Origin of the sequence: Olivibacter domesticus, assembly GCF_900109575.1 — a bacterium.
GTDB classification, from domain to species: Bacteria; Bacteroidota; Bacteroidia; order Sphingobacteriales; family Sphingobacteriaceae; genus Olivibacter; species Olivibacter domesticus.
Genome location: NZ_FOAF01000001.1, coordinates 2,401,657 through 2,417,931 on the forward strand (window position 1 = coordinate 2,401,657; position 16,275 = coordinate 2,417,931).

A 16,275-nucleotide genomic window follows, 5' to 3' on the forward strand; every position below is an offset into this window, starting at 1 on the left:
ATAAGCTGTTCAACAATTAATCAACCGTACTAATGTTTACAAATTTAAAAGCCACCCTCAAATTCTATTTGCTAATTATTGTATTATTTTCCATTACTATTAACGTTTATGGGCAATCAGATCCAGGCGGAACCATTAATGGGGTCGTACAAACAAACGATGGTAAACCGGCCGAATTTAGCACTGTTAATCTCAATGGAAAGGAAAGTATAAAAGTAGATAAAGAAGGCCGTTATTCCTTTAAAAACCTGGCAAGTGGTCAGTACACCTTAACCGTAAGTTTTGTTGGATTACAACCGCAGACAAAAACGGTAACCCTCGCTGCAGGTGAAACTTTCACCGTAGATTTCACATTATCTGCTGATGCACAAGCACTCAGCGAAGTGCTCATTGTTGGTGAAAAATATACCATTACTTCTAAAAAGGAAAGTGAAGATGTTGCCCGCTTACCACTTAAAAATCTAGAGAATCCGCAGGTCTACAGCGTGGTAGACAAAGAGCTTATAAAAGAGCAAATGGCCCTTACGCTGGAAGAATCTTTCAGGAATGTTCCCGGAGCAGCACCCGCAAAAACAGGTGCAGGTATGCCCTCCTTTTTTTCACGTGGTTTTCAGACAAGCGAAAACTTTCGCAACGGCATGGCCACCTATCTCCGAACTGGCATCGACTTAGCTTCTGTTGAGCGCGTAGAAACCATTAAAGGCCCTACATCTACCTTGTTCGGTGCACAGATGACTTCTTTTGGAGGTATCGTAAACTACATCACCAAAAAACCATATGATACCTTTGGCGGTGAAGTAAGTTACACCATGGGAAGCTGGGATCTGAACCGTATAACAGCCGATATTAATGCGCCAATAAAAGCGGAAGACGGGCTTCTTTTTAGGGTAAATGTAGCACGCCAAAACGAAAATACTTTTCAAGATCAAGGCAATAATGCTACTATGCTTGTAGCACCGAGTATATCTTACCAGGTAAATGATCGCCTCAAGTTGTTGTTAGATGCAGACTTCCTATCTGTTAAGGGCATTACCCCTGCAGGCTGGTTTGTTTCCCCCACCCTACAAAGCAAAAGTTTCGATGAACTTAATTTAGATTACAAAGAATCCTTGAACGACAATTCGCTGGTAAGTAAGCAAACGTCCAGCAATGTTTTATTTCAAGCTGAATACAAGCTTTCCGACAAATGGCTATCACAAACGAAATATGCCTGGGGAGGAGGAGCCTATGATGACTTATATATCTTTGATTTCATTTGGCAGGAGGAATCGTCCGTAAACCGAATATTACGTGCCTTTACTGACGAAAAAACAGCAAGAAAAAATTTTCAACAGAACTTTATCGGAGATTTTACTATTGGATCTCTTAGAAACAGGTTGGTTGTTGGCCTGGATTACTTAACAAATTATCGAAAAACACGTTACGATGGCCTAGGGTATGGAGGGGCAGTTTTTGCACCGGCCAATTTAAATGATTTGCCCAGTACACCTGTAATACGTATGGAAGAGGTGCAAACCATTCTCGCCGAGCGCAATACCGGACAGAACATTACCAAGGAAAGCAGCTATAGTGCCTACGCTTCCGATGTATTGAATCTAACAGACCAGCTAACCGTAATGGCCAGCTTACGTGTAGATCGTTTTATCAGCGATGGAACAACCAATACCTTATCCCGTGTGAAAACAGGTGATTATACGCAAACTGCTTTCTCTCCTAAATTTGGCCTTGTTTATCAAATAGTGAAAGAGAAGGTATCGCTGTTCGCAAATTATTTAAATGGATTCAAAAATCTAGGCAACCGCATTCAGCCGAATGGGGATATCTCCGTCTTCAAACCACAACAGGCCGGCCAATGGGAAGGCGGTTTAAAAGTTGACCTATCCGACAAATTTAATGCTACCGTTAGCTATTACAACATTGATGTGACTAATAGCACGCGTACGGAAGTACGTGATAGCATGAATTTTACCGTGCAAGATGGAACACAAAACAGTAAAGGCATAGAAGTAGAAATCATAGGGAAGCCATTTGCTGGATTTAACTATGTAGCAAGTTATGGTTATAATGATAATAAGTTCACAAAAGCAAATGACAATGTGGTAGGTAAAAGAGCTTTAGGAACGCCAGAACATGTATTGAACGTTTGGGTAAGTTATGCATTAATCCATGGAAAAGCACGCGGATTGGGTGTTGGCGTAGGCAATTCATACGTTTCTGATGCATACCTAGATAACACCAATACGTTTACATTATCTTCCTATAATCTGCTGGATGCTACGCTATTTTATAATCAGCCAAAGTATAGCATCCGATTAAAAGCGAATAATATCTTGGATGAGCAGTACTGGGTAAGTGATGGGTATTATGCACGACCACAGAAGCCTGCCAATTTTATGGCAAGTATAGCTTATAAATTCTAGTAAATGAGCTTTCATTATATCTTCAGGCTAAAATAGGCCTGAAGATATATTATATAAGAACTTTCCTATGTTGTCGACAGAAATATCTGAAAGCAAGTATGTACGCACCTTATTGTTAGGAGTGGTCATGACGTTTGCTATATTAGATCATACCCGTATGTTCTTTCATTATTGGAACACGAATCCCACAGATCTGGAACACACAACAGCCTTCTTATTTTTCACTCGTTTTATTTCACATTACTTCGCCCCCGCCCTATTTTTTTTAGTCGGCATCCAACTATACCTAAGTGGGCTTTCATACACAAAAAAGCAATATGCTTTCCGTTTGCTGCGACAAGGGATTGTATTGTTATTCATTGAACTTTTTATTAATAATTTCCTATATACCTTTGACCCTTATTATCGAACGATAGGTCTTTTTATCTTAGGTTTACTGGGTATCAGCTTTATCTGCCTAGCAGGTCTACACTATCTAAAAAGAGATATCCTGTTAGTTGTTAGTCTATCCATCATTGGTTTACACAACCTACTAGATACCGTTCTTTTAGAAGATCATTCACTCTTATCCTTTGTATGGTATATACTGCACCAGCAAAAATTTATACCTGTGGATAATCAGGTGTACATTATTAACTATACCCTTCTTCCATGGCTCGCTGTGCTATTATTGGGCTATTTTTTCGGCCACTATTATGGGCCGAAAAGTGCGCGTATACACCGTAAAAAGATTTTAATCTATGCAGGCTGGTTCAGCCTTTGCTTGTTTTTTGTTGTAAGAAGCATAAACATATATGCCGACCCTAAACCATGGACGATACAGGAAAATGATTTATTTACTGTATTATCCTTTTTTGATCTCACCAAGTATCCGGCCTCCCTTGCTTATTTAGGTGTAACAATGGGACCAATTTTCTTATTTTTAGCCTATGCAGAAGACCTACAGAACAAATACACTTCTTTCTTTTATACCTTCGGAAAAAAACCACTGTTTATCTATTTGGTCAGTACGTTTCTAATTCATGCAGTTGCCATGTTGGTTCTTTGGCTCAACGGAACTTCTCCTCTAAGCATGGTTATCACGCCTACTTCCTATAATAGTAACAGTGAATTGCATAGCTACGGCTATTCACTTCCTATCGTTTATGGAATTTGGTTGGCTTTTATTTTGTTATTTTGGATGATATTGAACATTTATTTAACCATCTGCCGGAGGAGTAGGTTAAAAATCTTTAAATAAAACAGTATATTTAAGATATCGATATTGCATATGCGTTGCGCAAGACATTGAGTAAAGGTATTGCGATCAGGAAAACAAGTTATTGGAGCAAAAAGGAAGTAGAGATGATTTTAAAAGAAAGTAATACTCCCGTATTGAATGGATTAGTACTTGCAGGTGGTAAAAGTAAACGCATGGGCACGAATAAGGACCTTATAAAATGGCATGGCAAAGCGCAACGTTACCATGTTGCTGATATGCTGAAAAAATTTTGCAAAGAAGTTTTTATTTCCTGCCGTCAGGAACAGGTCAAAGAATTTAATCCAGCTTACAAATCCTTACCCGATACCTTTCTAAACATGGGTCCCTTTGGCGGTATCCTTTCTGCTTTACAAGCAGAAAAAGACAAGGCTTGGCTTGTTATTGCATGCGATTTACCGCTATTAAATGAAGAAACAATCCAATTTTTAGTTGATAACAGGGATCCACAAAAATCAGCTACTACCTATGAAAGCCCCTTTGACGGATTGCCGGAGCCATTGATGACTATATGGGAGCCACGCTGTTATTCTACTCTATTGGATTTTCTTGAGAAGGGAATTACCAGTCCAAGAAAAGTCTTATTAAGTAGTGATGAGACCCTTATTTTAAAATCTTCTAATCCAGAAGCATTAATAAATGTAAATACACCGGAAGACCTAGCGCAAGTAAAAAAAATATTAAGTGCCGGAATTTATGGTTCTTCTTCTATTTCGAATAATCACAGTTGATCCATTCGTTCATATATTTTAGGGTCGTGTTTCTTGATTTTAATTTTAACATATTTTGAAGCAGGCATGTTACTTTCCCGAACAACATTATTTACCGAAACTAAAACGTTCGTTTCGGGAAAATAGGTAATGGTATTCTTCTCTGGTATTGGATAAGAAACTATAATGAATAAGGGAGCAATGCGCTCGATACCATCGTCATAGTTAAATAGATCCACCCTGTCACCAGCTTTAAAGCCGGCTTTATCAATATCTATTTGATTCATAAAAACTACTCTGCGCCCATTCTTTATACCACGATATCGATCGTCAAGGCCATAAATAGTCGTATTAAATTGATCATGTGTACGGGTCGTAGCCATCATATATTCGTCAGGGGCAAGTCCATCATCCGGTATAGTTGTTAATGTAAATGGTGCGCGGTCGCCAAATCCCTTGGTGATAAATTGCCCATCCCGAGCAGCATTGGGCAGGTAAAATCCTTCCTTTTGCCTCACCCTGGCATTGTAGTTTTCAAAACCAGGGATACATTTTTCGATATCATCTCTCACAGCATCATAGCTATCATGGTAACGCTGCCAGTTAATAACCGATCTGGTACCTAAAGTTGCCATTGCCATACGGCATACAATTTGTGTTTCGTTCATGAGTTTATCAGATACTGGTTTTAGCATACCCTTCGATGATTGTACTACTCCCATTGAATTTTCCGTGCTGATAAACTGTTGTTCTCCGTTAACCATATCGATGTCACTTCGTGATAAAGTTGGGAGGATGAGTGCTTCTTGCCCGTGCACAAGGTGTCCGCGATTAAGCTTAGTAGATACACATACCGTTAGATTAAGTTTTCTTAGTGCCCTAGCGGTATAAGTTGTATCAGGTGTTGCAGATAAAAAATTACCTCCCATACAAAAAAGAACTTTAACTTTATCTTCCTGCATGGCCTTGATTGCTCGAACAACATTGTATCCGTGTTTACGAGGGGGCTTGAAGCCAAAGACCTCCTGTATACGATCAAGCTGCACATCGCTAGGCCGTTCATTAATCATCATTGTTCTGTTTCCCTGAACATTGCTATGTCCTCGAACAGGACAAACACCCGCACCGGGCTTGCCTATACTTCCTTTAAGCAACAGTAAATTAACGATCTCTCTGATCATATCCACTCCGTTAGGTTGCTGAGTAAGTCCCATCCCCCAGCAAACGATGATTCGCTTTTTAAATGCCAGCATTTGAGCTGCATTATAAATGGCAGACAGTGGTACACCGGAAGCTTCCGCAAGATCTTCCAGTTTATAATCTTCAAATTGTTTGATAAAGGCATTGTATCCAACTGTCTTTTCTTTAATGAATGCATGATTGAATACTTCGTTTGGTGATTTTTTCTCAAAGTCGAGTAGCAGGAGCTCAATAGCTTTTAGAAGTGCCATATCACCGTTTATCTTTACGGGCAGATAAAGATCTGCAAGCTTAACACCACTGCCAATAACACCACTTATTTGCTGTGGGTTGTGAAAGCCCATCAGTCCTGCCTCGGGCAAAGGATTAATAGCAATAATCTTGGCTCCATTTTTTTTCCCTTTTTCCAGCGCGCTCATCATCCGGGGAGCATTGGTTCCAGGGTTCTGCCCAATGATTACAATCACATCTGTATCGTAAAAATCATTCAATTTGACTGTCCCCTTTCCAATTCCAATTGTTGGCAACAAAGCAGTGCCTGAGGTTTCGTGGCACATATTGGAACAGTCTGGCATATTGTTGGTACCAAATTCCTTTGCAAAGAGTTGGTATAAAAAGGATGCTTCGTTACTCGTCCTACCTGAGGTATAAAAAGCGGCTTCATCAGGTATTTCCAAGGCGTTCAAACATGCTGCTATTTTTTTAAACGCATCACTCCAGCTGATTGGTTGATAGTGGGTACCATTTTTAGGCATATACATAGGTTCGGTTAACCTTCCTATTCGTCCAATTTTAAAATCGTCTAATTGAGCAAGGTCGTAAACTGAATTGTTTTTAAAGAACTCAGCTGTAACTTTTTTGGTAGTTGCCTCTTCTGCAAGAGCCTTCGCCCCATTTTCACAATATTCACCCAAAGGTGATCGCTCATCATCTGGATCTGGCCAAGCACAGCTTGGACAATCAAATCCCCCGGCCTGGTTCATCTTAAACAGTGCTCTCGTTCCTCGGACAGGCACCTTCTCTTCCAAGAGATCACTAAATGCTGCCATAACCGCGGGCACCCCTGCCGCCCATTTTTCTACCTTAGTTACCTTTAGGTCTAGCAATTCGTAGGGATTTTCTGCAGCCGGTTCTATTTTACCTTTTTTCATGGTCCCGGTATTTATTAGCCCATTCGTGGATTGGGAAAATTATCACTTTGATCCTCTTCAATATTATCAAGGCAAGTAAAGTCTTTTTCTACAAGTAAACTTACGGGACCGGTTCGATCTTCAAAACCTACCCTGTCGGTATCGTTAAGCTCCTTAATCATTACCGCCGGCATTCTGAGTTCGATACGGTCAATTATATAATCCGCTGAGAGTGTATCACCTTGTGTTGTGACGATTGCATATACTAATGTTTTACCCGCAAACTCCGAGCGTTCTTCCAAAAAACCCGCAGCCCCCAGTCGCGTCACGTCTGATTTCGTCAATCTATATCGCAAGGAGTTGCCTTTGATTCTAAGTTTCATATGCTGTTTGTATTAAAGTTCGATCACTTAAATTGTAAATATTAAATCTATTTTCTTTGAGAAAACCCAAAAGCGTAATATCAAATTCCATAGCAAGTTCTACTGCAAGGCTTGACGGTGCGCCTATAGCTGCTACAATGGAAACACCCGCCATTGCGGCTTTTTGAATTAATTCAAAACTTGCCCTTCCGCTGAGGAGTAAAATATGCTGATCCAACGGCAATAAATTACTAATCAATGCATTGCCTATTAATTTATCTAATGCATTGTGTCGCCCAACATCTTCTCTTAGATCAATTAAATCACCATAAATAGTAAATAGACCAGATGCATGGATACCTCCCGTAGCTTCAAAATCACTTTGAAACTCTTTTAACTTCGCTACTAATTGATATAAAACATCTATGCCTACATTTAAGGTAGCTTTATCCAGGTCGCAGAAAGGACTAACCGTTCTTATAGATTGGATAGAGCCTTTTCCACAAACACCGCAACTGGATGTTGTATAAAAATTTCTGTCAGCCTGCACCAGATAAGGTGTGAAATTCTCCCTGAGTTCTACCTGGATAATGTTCTTTTTATTGGATGAACATTCCATGTCAGTGTGATAAACGTCGACCACATCTTTATAGGAGGATATGATCCCTTCGGCAAATAAAAAGCCAACGGCAAGCTCTAAATCATTGCCCGGTGTACGCATCGTCACCGAAATATTCTTTTGCATGCGCTGTTTTTCTGGGCCATAGCCAATTCTTATTTCAAGTGGCTCTTCTACCGAAAGCATATCCGATAACTGTGAGCTTGTAAAGCCCTTCACTTTTTTTACAGGCATGTGCTTAACGGAAATCAACTCCAAACGCTCCATCCTTACAAAATTATATTGAAAATTTCATAAGTAAACTTAATAAAAAAATTCGATCAAAGAAGATCTTTACTTTTGGCTTCCTGAAAGAATGATCAATTCTTTTGCCTATCAGTAATTTCTGATAAATTTTTCAGATTTATTTTAGCTACTGATTCACTTTTCAGTTCACATGCCAGCCTACTAACATTTACGCATTCGGTCACACATTAATTTATATCTTTTCTATAAGAAGACGCTGAATTATTTCTTCAATGAGCTCATAACAGTTAGCCAACAAAACTTTCATGGGCATACGTTGTTATTCCCTCATGTCAGAATGGTTAGAAGCCGGTTTTTGGGGACTTTTATCAGGCTCGGCGCTTATAGTTGGTGCTCTGATGGGTTATTTTTTCAGCATTCCGCAAAAAACTATTGCTCTCATCATGGGCTTCGGCGCGGGAGTGCTTATTTCCGCCTTGGCTTTCGATTTAATGGATGAGGCATTTAGCCAAGGTGGCTTTTTGGCTTCTGCATCCGGTTTCCTTGCGGGAGGAGGGATTTATTCTATCGCCAATTACTTTTTAGATAAAAAAGGTGCAAAGCATCGTAAACGTTCGCTAAATCAGCAACCCTCAGAAAGCGACCAAAAAGGCAGTGGGTTAGCCATAGCGCTAGGAGCTTTGCTGGATGGTATTCCAGAAGCTATTGCTATTGGTGTTAGTATGATAGAAGGCGGAGCAGTAAGCATTGCAACTGTTTTAGCAATATTCATTTCAAATATACCGGAAGGACTATCCAGCTCTTCTGGTATGAAAAATGCCGGGAGATCGCGTGTCTTTGTGTTTTCCATTTGGATCGGTATTGCGCTTATAACTGGTATTGCCTCCCTAGTTGGTTATACCGTTTTTAGCCACCTAAGCCCAGAAGTTATTGCAGTTACCCTAGGGATAGCAGCTGGCGCAATATTAGCTATGCTGGCTGATACCATGATGCCCGAAGCATTTGAAAAAGGCCATAATTTAGCAGGTATCATTACAGTACTTGGTTTTCTTACTTCTTTTCTACTGTCTAAGTTAGGTTAGATCGATACTGGCCTACTGTACAATTTATCAGGTCCAGGTTAATATTTACTGAAAATTCCTTCCCTTATGGAAAACACCACTAGCATGATCTTCACCATCTGTAAGACCTTTTAACAGGTCAGACATGTCAAAACAGCGTTGGGCGATTACATGGATAACCTCACCTTCGATTTGCACTTTACCAGCTACCATGAACAATTTTGACCGAAGGATCTCTTTCCTATATTTTTCAAAAACCTTAGCCCAAATCACTAGATTGGCAAAGCCTGTTTCATCTTCGATGGTGACGAAAAGTATGCCTTTGGCTGTACCGGGACGTTGACGCACCGTAATCAGGCCGCAAACCTTTACGGGCATGTCATTTTTAAGCAAACTTAATTTTGCTGTTGGCACCACATGTAGCAAATCTAGCTTTCCACGCAGGAAGGAAACGGGATGCGCTTTGATAGACAGTGATGTGCTTGCATAATCATGGATAACGTGTTCCCCTGGAAGTATCAATGGCAACTGGATCTGCCCCTCTTTGGTGGTCTCCGAGGGTTGTCCCTCGAATAGGGCAACAGGCCTATCCGCCAAAGCGGATATTTCCCAGAGTGCCTGTCTACGGTCGACGCAAAGCGAACGGAAAGCGTCCGCACCAGCGAGTCGCTCTATTGCTGAAAGTGACACGCCTGCATCGATCAAGGCGGTAATGGACCTATAGCCGTTGCGCCTTCCCGCTGTTAACATTTTGATATCACCTTCATCCAGCCCTTTGATCTGCCGGAAACCGAGCCTGAGTGCATGCGGTTTGTTCATCTCACCCTCCAGCGTGTTGTCCCACTCCGAATGGTTGATGTCTATCGGTAACACTGTCACGCCATGCTTTCGTGCATCAATAATGATTTGTGCAGGTTGATAGAAGCCCATGGGTTGACTATTCAGCAATGCCACAGCAAAAATATCGGGATAAAAGCACTTCAACCAACAGGAGATATAGACGAGGAGAGCGAAGGAGACGGCGTGACTTTCCGGAAAACCGTAACTACCGAAACCTTCCAACTGTTTGAATACACGGTTGGCAAAATCCTCAGAGTAGCCTTTGATTACCATACCATCCACCATTTTCTTCCGGAACGCCGAAACCTGTCCCTTCGCCTTAAATGTGGCCATGCTCCGACGGAGTTCATCGGCTTCCGCAGGTGTGAAACCAGCAGCAACGATGGCGATCTCCATCGCCTGTTCCTGAAACAAAGGTACACCGAGCGTTTTTTCCAGAATACCCTTAATTTCTTCCGAAGGGTACTCTACGGGATCCTCCTTATTACGTCTACGGAGATAAGGGTGCACCATATCCCCTTGTATCGGCCCCGGCCGTACAATAGCCACTTCGATGACAAGATCGTAGAATGTTTGGGGCCGTAAACGTGGTAGCATAGACATCTGCGCGCGGCTTTCGATCTGAAATACACCCAAAGTGTCGGCATGGCTTACCATCTCGTATACCCTCTGGTTATCTTGCGGTACATTCACCAAGGTGAGGTCCCGATCATAGTGCTGCTTGGCCAGGGTAAAGGCTTTACGGATACAAGTCAGCATACCCAACCCCAATACGTCGACTTTTAAAAAACCTAACGCTTCCAAATCATCCTTGTTCCATTCGAGATTTGTGCGGTCTTCCATCCGGGCATTGATGATGGGACAAAGCTCATACAGTTTACCATGTGTGATGACAAAACCGCCTGTGTGCTGCCCTAGCTGACGTGGAAAACCCCTATACTGGAAGGTTAGTTCGAGTACTTTTCTCAAATGCGGGTCCTCAGGATTAAAGCCATGTTCTACCAGCTGTCGATCGTCAAAGGTATCATCCCAGTGGCTACCAATAATACCGGATAGTCGACCCACAGCATCCAACGAAAGTCCCATCGCCTTCGCAACGTCGCGTATAGCTCCTTTTGAGCGTACCTGTGTTACCGTAGCCACAATAGCCGCGCGGTCGCGACCATATTTTTCATAGATGTATTGGATTACTTCCTCTCGTCGCTCATGCTCGAAATCAACATCAATGTCAGGCGGTTCATCGCGCGCATCCGACATGAAGCGAGCGAACAATAATCGGAATTTTGCAGGGTTTACAGCCGTAATGCCAAGGCAATAGCACACGGTGGAATTGGCTGCAGATCCGCGTCCCTGACAAAGGATGCCGCGGTCACGCGCAAACCGCACATAGTCGTGTACGGTCAGAAAATAGGACGCATAATTTTTCTGTTTGATAAAATCCAGTTCCATATTAATGGTGTCATGCACGGCTTGTGAGATATCCTCACCGAACCGCTCTCGTGCACCTTCCCACGTCAACCGCACGAGTTCCTCCTCCGGGCTGCGTCCATCAGTAGTAAGTTCCTCAGGGTATACATATTCCAGTTGATCGAGCGAAAAGCGACAGGCATCAGCAATTTCCTCTGTGCGCAGAATAGCGTTGGGGTATTGACGGAACAATCGCTCCATTTCTTCCATTGGTTTCAAATAGCGCTCCGCATTGGAATGTAGACGGAAACCTGCGGTTTGTATCGTACATTTCTCTCGTATACAGGTGAGGATATCCTGCAATTCCCGCCGTTGGGGTACATGGTAATGCACATCACCCAGCACAACCAGTGGCATATCCAACCGTTCGCATAATTGGTTCAGTCGGAAAAGCATCTTGGCATCATCGCCCCGGTAAAGGCGGGTAGCACCGAGATAGAGTTCCCCACCAAGCATATCGCGGTATTCCCTCATCTGCCGCACATATTCCGCTTCCAGCTCAAAGGAAGCCGTCAGTTTGTCCGGTGGCACAGCAATAAACTTCAAGCCCTCACTATGTTCGTACACATCCGTCTTGTAGAGATGGCATTGTCCTTTTTCGGTACGCTGATTACCCTTGGTAAGCAAGGTCGATAGCCGCCCATAGGCTTCCCGATCTGTTGGATAAGCCAATAAACTTGGGCCGTCCAGCAAATCTAGTCGACATGCAGGAATAAAGCGTAAATTGTGTTTTTTTGCAGCAATATGTGCACGTACGATACCCGCAAAGCTGTTCCTATCGGTAATGGCAAGCGCTTCATAGCCTAAAGCGGCTGCTTGCTCCACAAGCTCCTCTGGGTGTGAGGCTCCACGCAGGAAGCTGAAGTTCGTTGTTACCTGTAATTCTGTATATCCCATAAGCTAAGCAAAAAAACCATGCAAAAACCATTTATGGGCGTGGTCGTCTCCGTAATACCCTGAACGGTACAGCCAGTAGCGACGACCTTTGTCGTCCTCCACATAATAATAATCACGGTGTTCTCCTTCATCCATCCACCACTCGCGTTCGATACGCTCAGGGCCATCGGCCTTTTTGACCGGATGCACTTCGCCTTTATAGCGGAATAACATTGGCGGGTAATCCGGTATTGGTGCGGCCACCGTAATCAGCTCGGGCGTAGCTAGCAAGCGTGTAGGGCGTGGTCTATCTATCTGCCAATCGATAGCAAGCTTCTCGGTTATCGAGGAAGCAACTGCTATCGACCGTTCTGGCCAATAGTGCTGATCAGGCAGGTAGCGGTAAATCTCGCAGGAACTATCTTTGCTTTTCAGCCTGTCTAGCAGTTCGGCCAATTCCATAGCTTCCAGACCTGTTTTGTTGCTCCACATCACTTCCTGTATAGAATCAGCATCTTCTACTTTGGTAGCTTCCAACACAAACAATTCAATGCCCAAAGCGGGCTCAATCTGTGAGATCCTGAGCGCTAACAGTTTGAAGATATGTGGTACGTTAGCCGTTGCCCTGCTAGTACCAATACTGATCTGTTCTGTTTTGCCGTCGATACGATGGCATCTCAGGGTCGCTTCACGCAATCCTTTTCCTTCGTTTGACAGCCTTCTGCACAGGGCTTCCAATAATTTCTGAAGAGCAAATTCAATCCCTTTGTCTGTGCATATTGGCTCCAAACAGGGTAACCTTTCCTCGTATGGCGCTATAGGTTTCAGCGTTGAAATGAATTCTTCCTCATAACCAATAGCCTGTCCCAACCGTAGCAACAGCGTATCGCCAAAGCGCCTCCGAAGTGCTGAACGAGGCATAGTGGCAAAGCTTCCAATGGTTTTCAGTCCAAGTTTGTGCAACCGTTCCACGGAATCCTCGGTAAGCCGTAAGGCAGCAGATGGCAGGGATAGTAATGCATCAAGTTGGCTACCGCTTTCAATAATGGGCGTCACCTTGCTGTAGCGTGCTACTGCCCAGGCCGTACCGATGGTATCGGCGATGGCCATGTGGATATCATACCCTCGCCCTTTCAACCGCTTGACAATATGTTTCAGGTACTCCCTCTCCCCACCCCAAAGGTGGGTGCATCCGCTTATATCCATGATCAGCCCGTCGGGTTCATCCACCGCCACAACCGGAGTAAAACATATGCACCAGAGACCAATCGCTTTAAGTAATTTTTCGGCAAGCCTTTGGCGTTCATCCATCACCTCCAGCGAAGGCAAAAATGCTTTGGCATCAGCCACCACCATGCCACGGGTAACTCCCTGCGCTTCCGCTGAGGGGTTAGCGGCACGAATGACCATTCGCCCATGAATAGGAGCCGCAAATACAAAAGGAATGTTGCGCAATGCTGGCCGCTGAGCAGACATCCAGTCTGTCGTCAAATATGGAAACCATATGGAAGCAAAGCGTCTTTTCATACCTATCCTAGTTTACGCTCCTTCGATTGTCGAGTTTTGGATTGTTTGCGCTGTACCTGTAGCACGAAACCTTCAGCCGACCATTCGATCTGCCATTTGCCGGGGTTACCATTACGTACTTTTAGCAATTCAACTTCCCAACGCGGAAACCCAACACCCGGCACTCCTTCATCCAAGATACTTTCTATCGGCCTTATCCGCCAGCGGGCAACACAAGCTGTTGAATCGAGCGTCCGCGGGTTATGGCGCAGCACAAAGCCCGTTACCCGGCTCTTTTCAACCGCTAGTTGCAAACGACGCGACTGCACAAAGTTCAACCCCTGTAGTTCGGCAATAACCGCCGTGATCCCGCTGCATTTCAGCGCCTCCTCCATCGCCCATAAAACATCTTTCTCTCGGTCCATATGGACAAAAAGAATATGGTCGGGTTGCTTCACACCAAAAGCCTTGATCGACGGTGGAAACAACACCTGTGCTGTGCTGATCCACAGACAGACACCTCCACGCTGCATGAGAGCAGCTAATAAACCCCCAATGAAACCGCTCGATGCGGCGGCATCCTCGCGAGACATACTGACAAATTCATGGATACTGCCCACTGGAAACACACCGTTTGGAAACGCTTTTTCTATGGCTCCAAGACCAACCTTTTCCTGCAGATTTTCCGTCAACCTAAATCCCTGCCAAAGTAGGATATCCTTTTGCAATCTGCTGATTAACTCCTGTTTGCCGTCTATCGCTGCCATACTTTACACATTATGGACAACAAATATATTACTAATAATATTAGTAAACAATACAGATTACTATTTTATTCAGTCATACATATCTCTACTATTTGCCCGCAAACGCTCATTCAACTTGTATGCTGATAAAAGACAACACAATGGAACAATCGAGGTAAAGGCTCAAACAGCCTAACTAAATGAGGAGACTCCCCTATTTTCTTGATGTAATTAAATTTAATGTAACCTCGTAAGGTGTTTTTCTCTCCCACCAGGCCATTATCCATCCAATAAAGCTGAGGTTAAAAATATCATTGTTCTCTTTTACATGTAACATCTTCAAAATAGCGTTTTGGAAGGTTTTTTCGAAGACAATATCAGGTTTAAAGAGGTATTTTTCAATTAAGAGGACAAAGTTAACGACTCGTTCCTCGTTGGTAGTAAGCAAGTACGTCTTATAGCGGCGCTTAAAGCTTTTCAATCGCGATGTAGCCAGCTCGATATTTTCAAATTGTGCATGGATCAAAATCTCCATTAGGTTTTTTCGTATGGTCCACAACATGCCTAGTTTCTTCTCATACCAAGCATCACTATGTGTAAACCTTGCTAACTGTCGGAGACAAGCATTATCATTATGCTGTGCCAGAAACATGGTTAGGCAGATCTGTAAATCATCAACATCCTCTTGTTTTGACTTCTTGCTTACCAATGTCAATGCATGACGTAACAAATCGATGGCCTCTTTAGGTTCACCAAGAAAATGACTGTTCAGCGCCAATAATAATTGGTGACGCAAGTAAAATACATCACTAAATCGTTTGTGTTCTTGCATAAGGTCCATCATTTGTTCGAGGTACCTTTTACTCGCTGAAAAAAATTTGTTCCGAAGGTTGAAATTAGCTAAGTAATAAAGAATATGCAGGTGATAAAAGAGTTGGTAATTGCTTGTTTCCGCTTGATCCTGAATAAACTGATGACTCTTTCTTATATAAGATTCTATAAGACTGTAATTTTGATGAATGGCTGCATATTCATTGGCAATGAAAAGAATCTGATAAAGCGATTTATAGTTCATCAGATCACGTATAGCGATATTATACTTCTTTATGGTTTTGGAAATAAGCTCCGTAAGATTGACCACTTTGCCTTTCAAATGGATATCTTGAAGCTCCTGCCGTAAGAATGCATAAGCGATGTTAAGCTTTGCTTCTCGTTCGATATTTTTTTGATTGGCCAAAAATCTTTCGGTCAGTTCTTCGAGGTTTTCTGATGTATTGAGGTAAGTAAACTGTAGCCTTAAAAGCAAAATTTCATTCAACAAACTAAATTGCTCTAATCCTAGAGCAATCTTTTCTGCCTTGGCCAAACATTTAAAAGCCGTTTTAGCCGAGTTGTTTTCTAATAAAAAACGACTTACCACCAGCAATCTTAAAGCCTCATATGCCTCACTGTTGCTATTTTCAAATGTTTTTTGCGACAAGAACAACAATAGGTTATCGTGTAATCTTTTCCGTAAGGCATGATAGGCATCCTTATTTTTTGCTGAACGATATATTTTTTCAATACGTTTTATATCGTCAGTTTCTAGTAAATTAAATAACCGTATATTTTTAACGTCATTACGTTTATTTTTCTTATGCAGAAAGTTTAAAAATTCTTTCTTTTCAGCTACTCCGAGTTGGCTTATGAGTTCCGAAAGTGTATCCATATTGTAATTCCATATACAGGAACTAAGGTAATTAAATTAATATTATATCGTCAGTTTCTATAAGAATATAGTTTTGTAAAGTAGATTTTCAGAAAGAAATTTGCTTCAGTATTTATCAAAAAATTT

At 42.4% G+C, this 16,275-nt stretch carries 11 protein-coding genes and 1 pseudogene; 4 read left to right on the top strand and 8 right to left on the bottom strand.

The window, feature by feature from the left end; all coding sequences use genetic code 11:
• The first annotated feature begins 32 nt into the window (after positions 1-32).
• The 3 genes from BMY50_RS10415 to BMY50_RS10425 all read left to right on the top strand — a co-directional run bounded on the left by BMY50_RS10415 (position 33) and on the right by BMY50_RS10425 (position 4,409).
• Positions 33-2,420, top strand: a complete 2,388-nt coding sequence (locus BMY50_RS10415) for a TonB-dependent receptor (RefSeq protein ID WP_093323243.1) — start codon at positions 33-35, stop codon at positions 2,418-2,420.
• Between the two features lie 67 nt (positions 2,421-2,487).
• Positions 2,488-3,660, top strand: a complete 1,173-nt coding sequence (locus tag BMY50_RS10420) for a DUF1624 domain-containing protein (RefSeq protein ID WP_093323247.1) — start codon at positions 2,488-2,490, stop codon at positions 3,658-3,660.
• A gap of 104 nt (positions 3,661-3,764) precedes the next feature.
• A complete protein-coding gene (locus tag BMY50_RS10425; RefSeq protein ID WP_093323818.1) occupies positions 3,765-4,409 on the top strand; it encodes an NTP transferase domain-containing protein in 645 nt (214 codons plus the stop codon).
• Here BMY50_RS10425 and BMY50_RS10430 read toward each other — a convergent pair.
• The 3 genes from BMY50_RS10430 to fdhD are packed head-to-tail and all read right to left on the bottom strand — an operon-like array spanning position 4,400 to position 7,966.
• Positions 4,400-6,739, bottom strand: a complete 2,340-nt coding sequence (locus BMY50_RS10430; RefSeq protein WP_093323250.1) for an FdhF/YdeP family oxidoreductase — start codon at positions 6,737-6,739, stop codon at positions 4,400-4,402. The genes BMY50_RS10425 and BMY50_RS10430 overlap by 10 nt on opposite strands.
• Before the next feature lie 14 nt (positions 6,740-6,753).
• Complete coding sequence (locus BMY50_RS10435; RefSeq protein ID WP_093323253.1) at positions 6,754-7,101, bottom strand: DUF7009 family protein; 348 nt, start codon at positions 7,099-7,101, stop codon at positions 6,754-6,756.
• Positions 7,091-7,966 (bottom strand): formate dehydrogenase accessory sulfurtransferase FdhD, encoded by an 876-nt coding sequence (fdhD, locus tag BMY50_RS10440; protein ID WP_093323256.1) that lies wholly within the window; start codon positions 7,964-7,966, stop codon positions 7,091-7,093. The genes BMY50_RS10435 and fdhD overlap by 11 nt, the downstream gene beginning before the upstream one ends.
• A gap of 284 nt (positions 7,967-8,250) precedes the next feature.
• On the opposite strand from fdhD, the gene BMY50_RS10445 reads away from it, so the two are divergent.
• The gene (locus tag BMY50_RS10445) at positions 8,251-9,027 is read left to right on the top strand and encodes a ZIP family metal transporter (protein WP_202907786.1); all 777 of its coding nucleotides are present in this window, start codon (positions 8,251-8,253) and stop codon (positions 9,025-9,027) included.
• Positions 9,028-9,072: 45 nt separating this feature from the next.
• Here BMY50_RS10445 and BMY50_RS10450 read toward each other — a convergent pair whose 3' ends face one another.
• The 5 genes and pseudogenes from BMY50_RS10450 to BMY50_RS10465 form a co-directional block, all read right to left on the bottom strand.
• Positions 9,073-12,210, bottom strand: a complete 3,138-nt coding sequence (locus BMY50_RS10450; protein WP_093323262.1) for an error-prone DNA polymerase — start codon at positions 12,208-12,210, stop codon at positions 9,073-9,075.
• Between the two features lie 3 nt (positions 12,211-12,213).
• Entirely contained in the window at positions 12,214-13,161 is a 948-nt protein-coding gene (locus BMY50_RS28440) for a DNA polymerase Y subunit UmuC family protein (protein ID WP_238383729.1), read from the bottom strand.
• A 159-nt stretch (positions 13,162-13,320) separates the two neighbouring features.
• Positions 13,321-13,716 (bottom strand): annotated as a pseudogene (locus tag BMY50_RS28445) (Y-family DNA polymerase); the annotation flags it as partial.
• A 2-nt stretch (positions 13,717-13,718) separates the two neighbouring features.
• The gene (locus BMY50_RS10460) at positions 13,719-14,462 is read right to left on the bottom strand and encodes an ImuA family protein (RefSeq protein ID WP_093323268.1); all 744 of its coding nucleotides are present in this window, start codon (positions 14,460-14,462) and stop codon (positions 13,719-13,721) included.
• A gap of 193 nt (positions 14,463-14,655) precedes the next feature.
• On the bottom strand, positions 14,656-16,149 hold the full coding sequence (locus BMY50_RS10465; RefSeq protein ID WP_093323271.1) for a hypothetical protein: 1,494 nt from the start codon (positions 16,147-16,149) through the stop codon (positions 14,656-14,658).
• Between the last annotated feature and the right edge of the window lie 126 nt (positions 16,150-16,275).

Bases quoted from the DNA above. Each gene is read 5' to 3' on its own strand.
- BMY50_RS10415 (WP_093323243.1), top strand. From the start codon at position 33: ATGTTTACAAATTTAAAAGCCACCCTCAAATTCTATTTGCTAATTATT.
- BMY50_RS10420 (WP_093323247.1), top strand. From the start codon at position 2,488: ATGTTGTCGACAGAAATATCTGAAAGCAAGTATGTACGCACCTTATTG.
- BMY50_RS10425 (WP_093323818.1), top strand. From the start codon at position 3,765: ATGATTTTAAAAGAAAGTAATACTCCCGTATTGAATGGATTAGTACTT.
- BMY50_RS10430 (WP_093323250.1), bottom strand. From the start codon at position 6,739: ATGAAAAAAGGTAAAATAGAACCGGCTGCAGAAAATCCCTACGAATTG.
- BMY50_RS10435 (WP_093323253.1), bottom strand. From the start codon at position 7,101: ATGAAACTTAGAATCAAAGGCAACTCCTTGCGATATAGATTGACGAAA.
- fdhD (WP_093323256.1), bottom strand. From the start codon at position 7,966: ATGGAGCGTTTGGAGTTGATTTCCGTTAAGCACATGCCTGTAAAAAAA.
- BMY50_RS10445 (WP_202907786.1), top strand. From the start codon at position 8,251: ATGGGCATACGTTGTTATTCCCTCATGTCAGAATGGTTAGAAGCCGGT.
- BMY50_RS10450 (WP_093323262.1), bottom strand. From the start codon at position 12,210: ATGGGATATACAGAATTACAGGTAACAACGAACTTCAGCTTCCTGCGT.
- BMY50_RS10460 (WP_093323268.1), bottom strand. From the start codon at position 14,462: ATGGCAGCGATAGACGGCAAACAGGAGTTAATCAGCAGATTGCAAAAG.
- BMY50_RS10465 (WP_093323271.1), bottom strand. From the start codon at position 16,149: ATGGATACACTTTCGGAACTCATAAGCCAACTCGGAGTAGCTGAAAAG.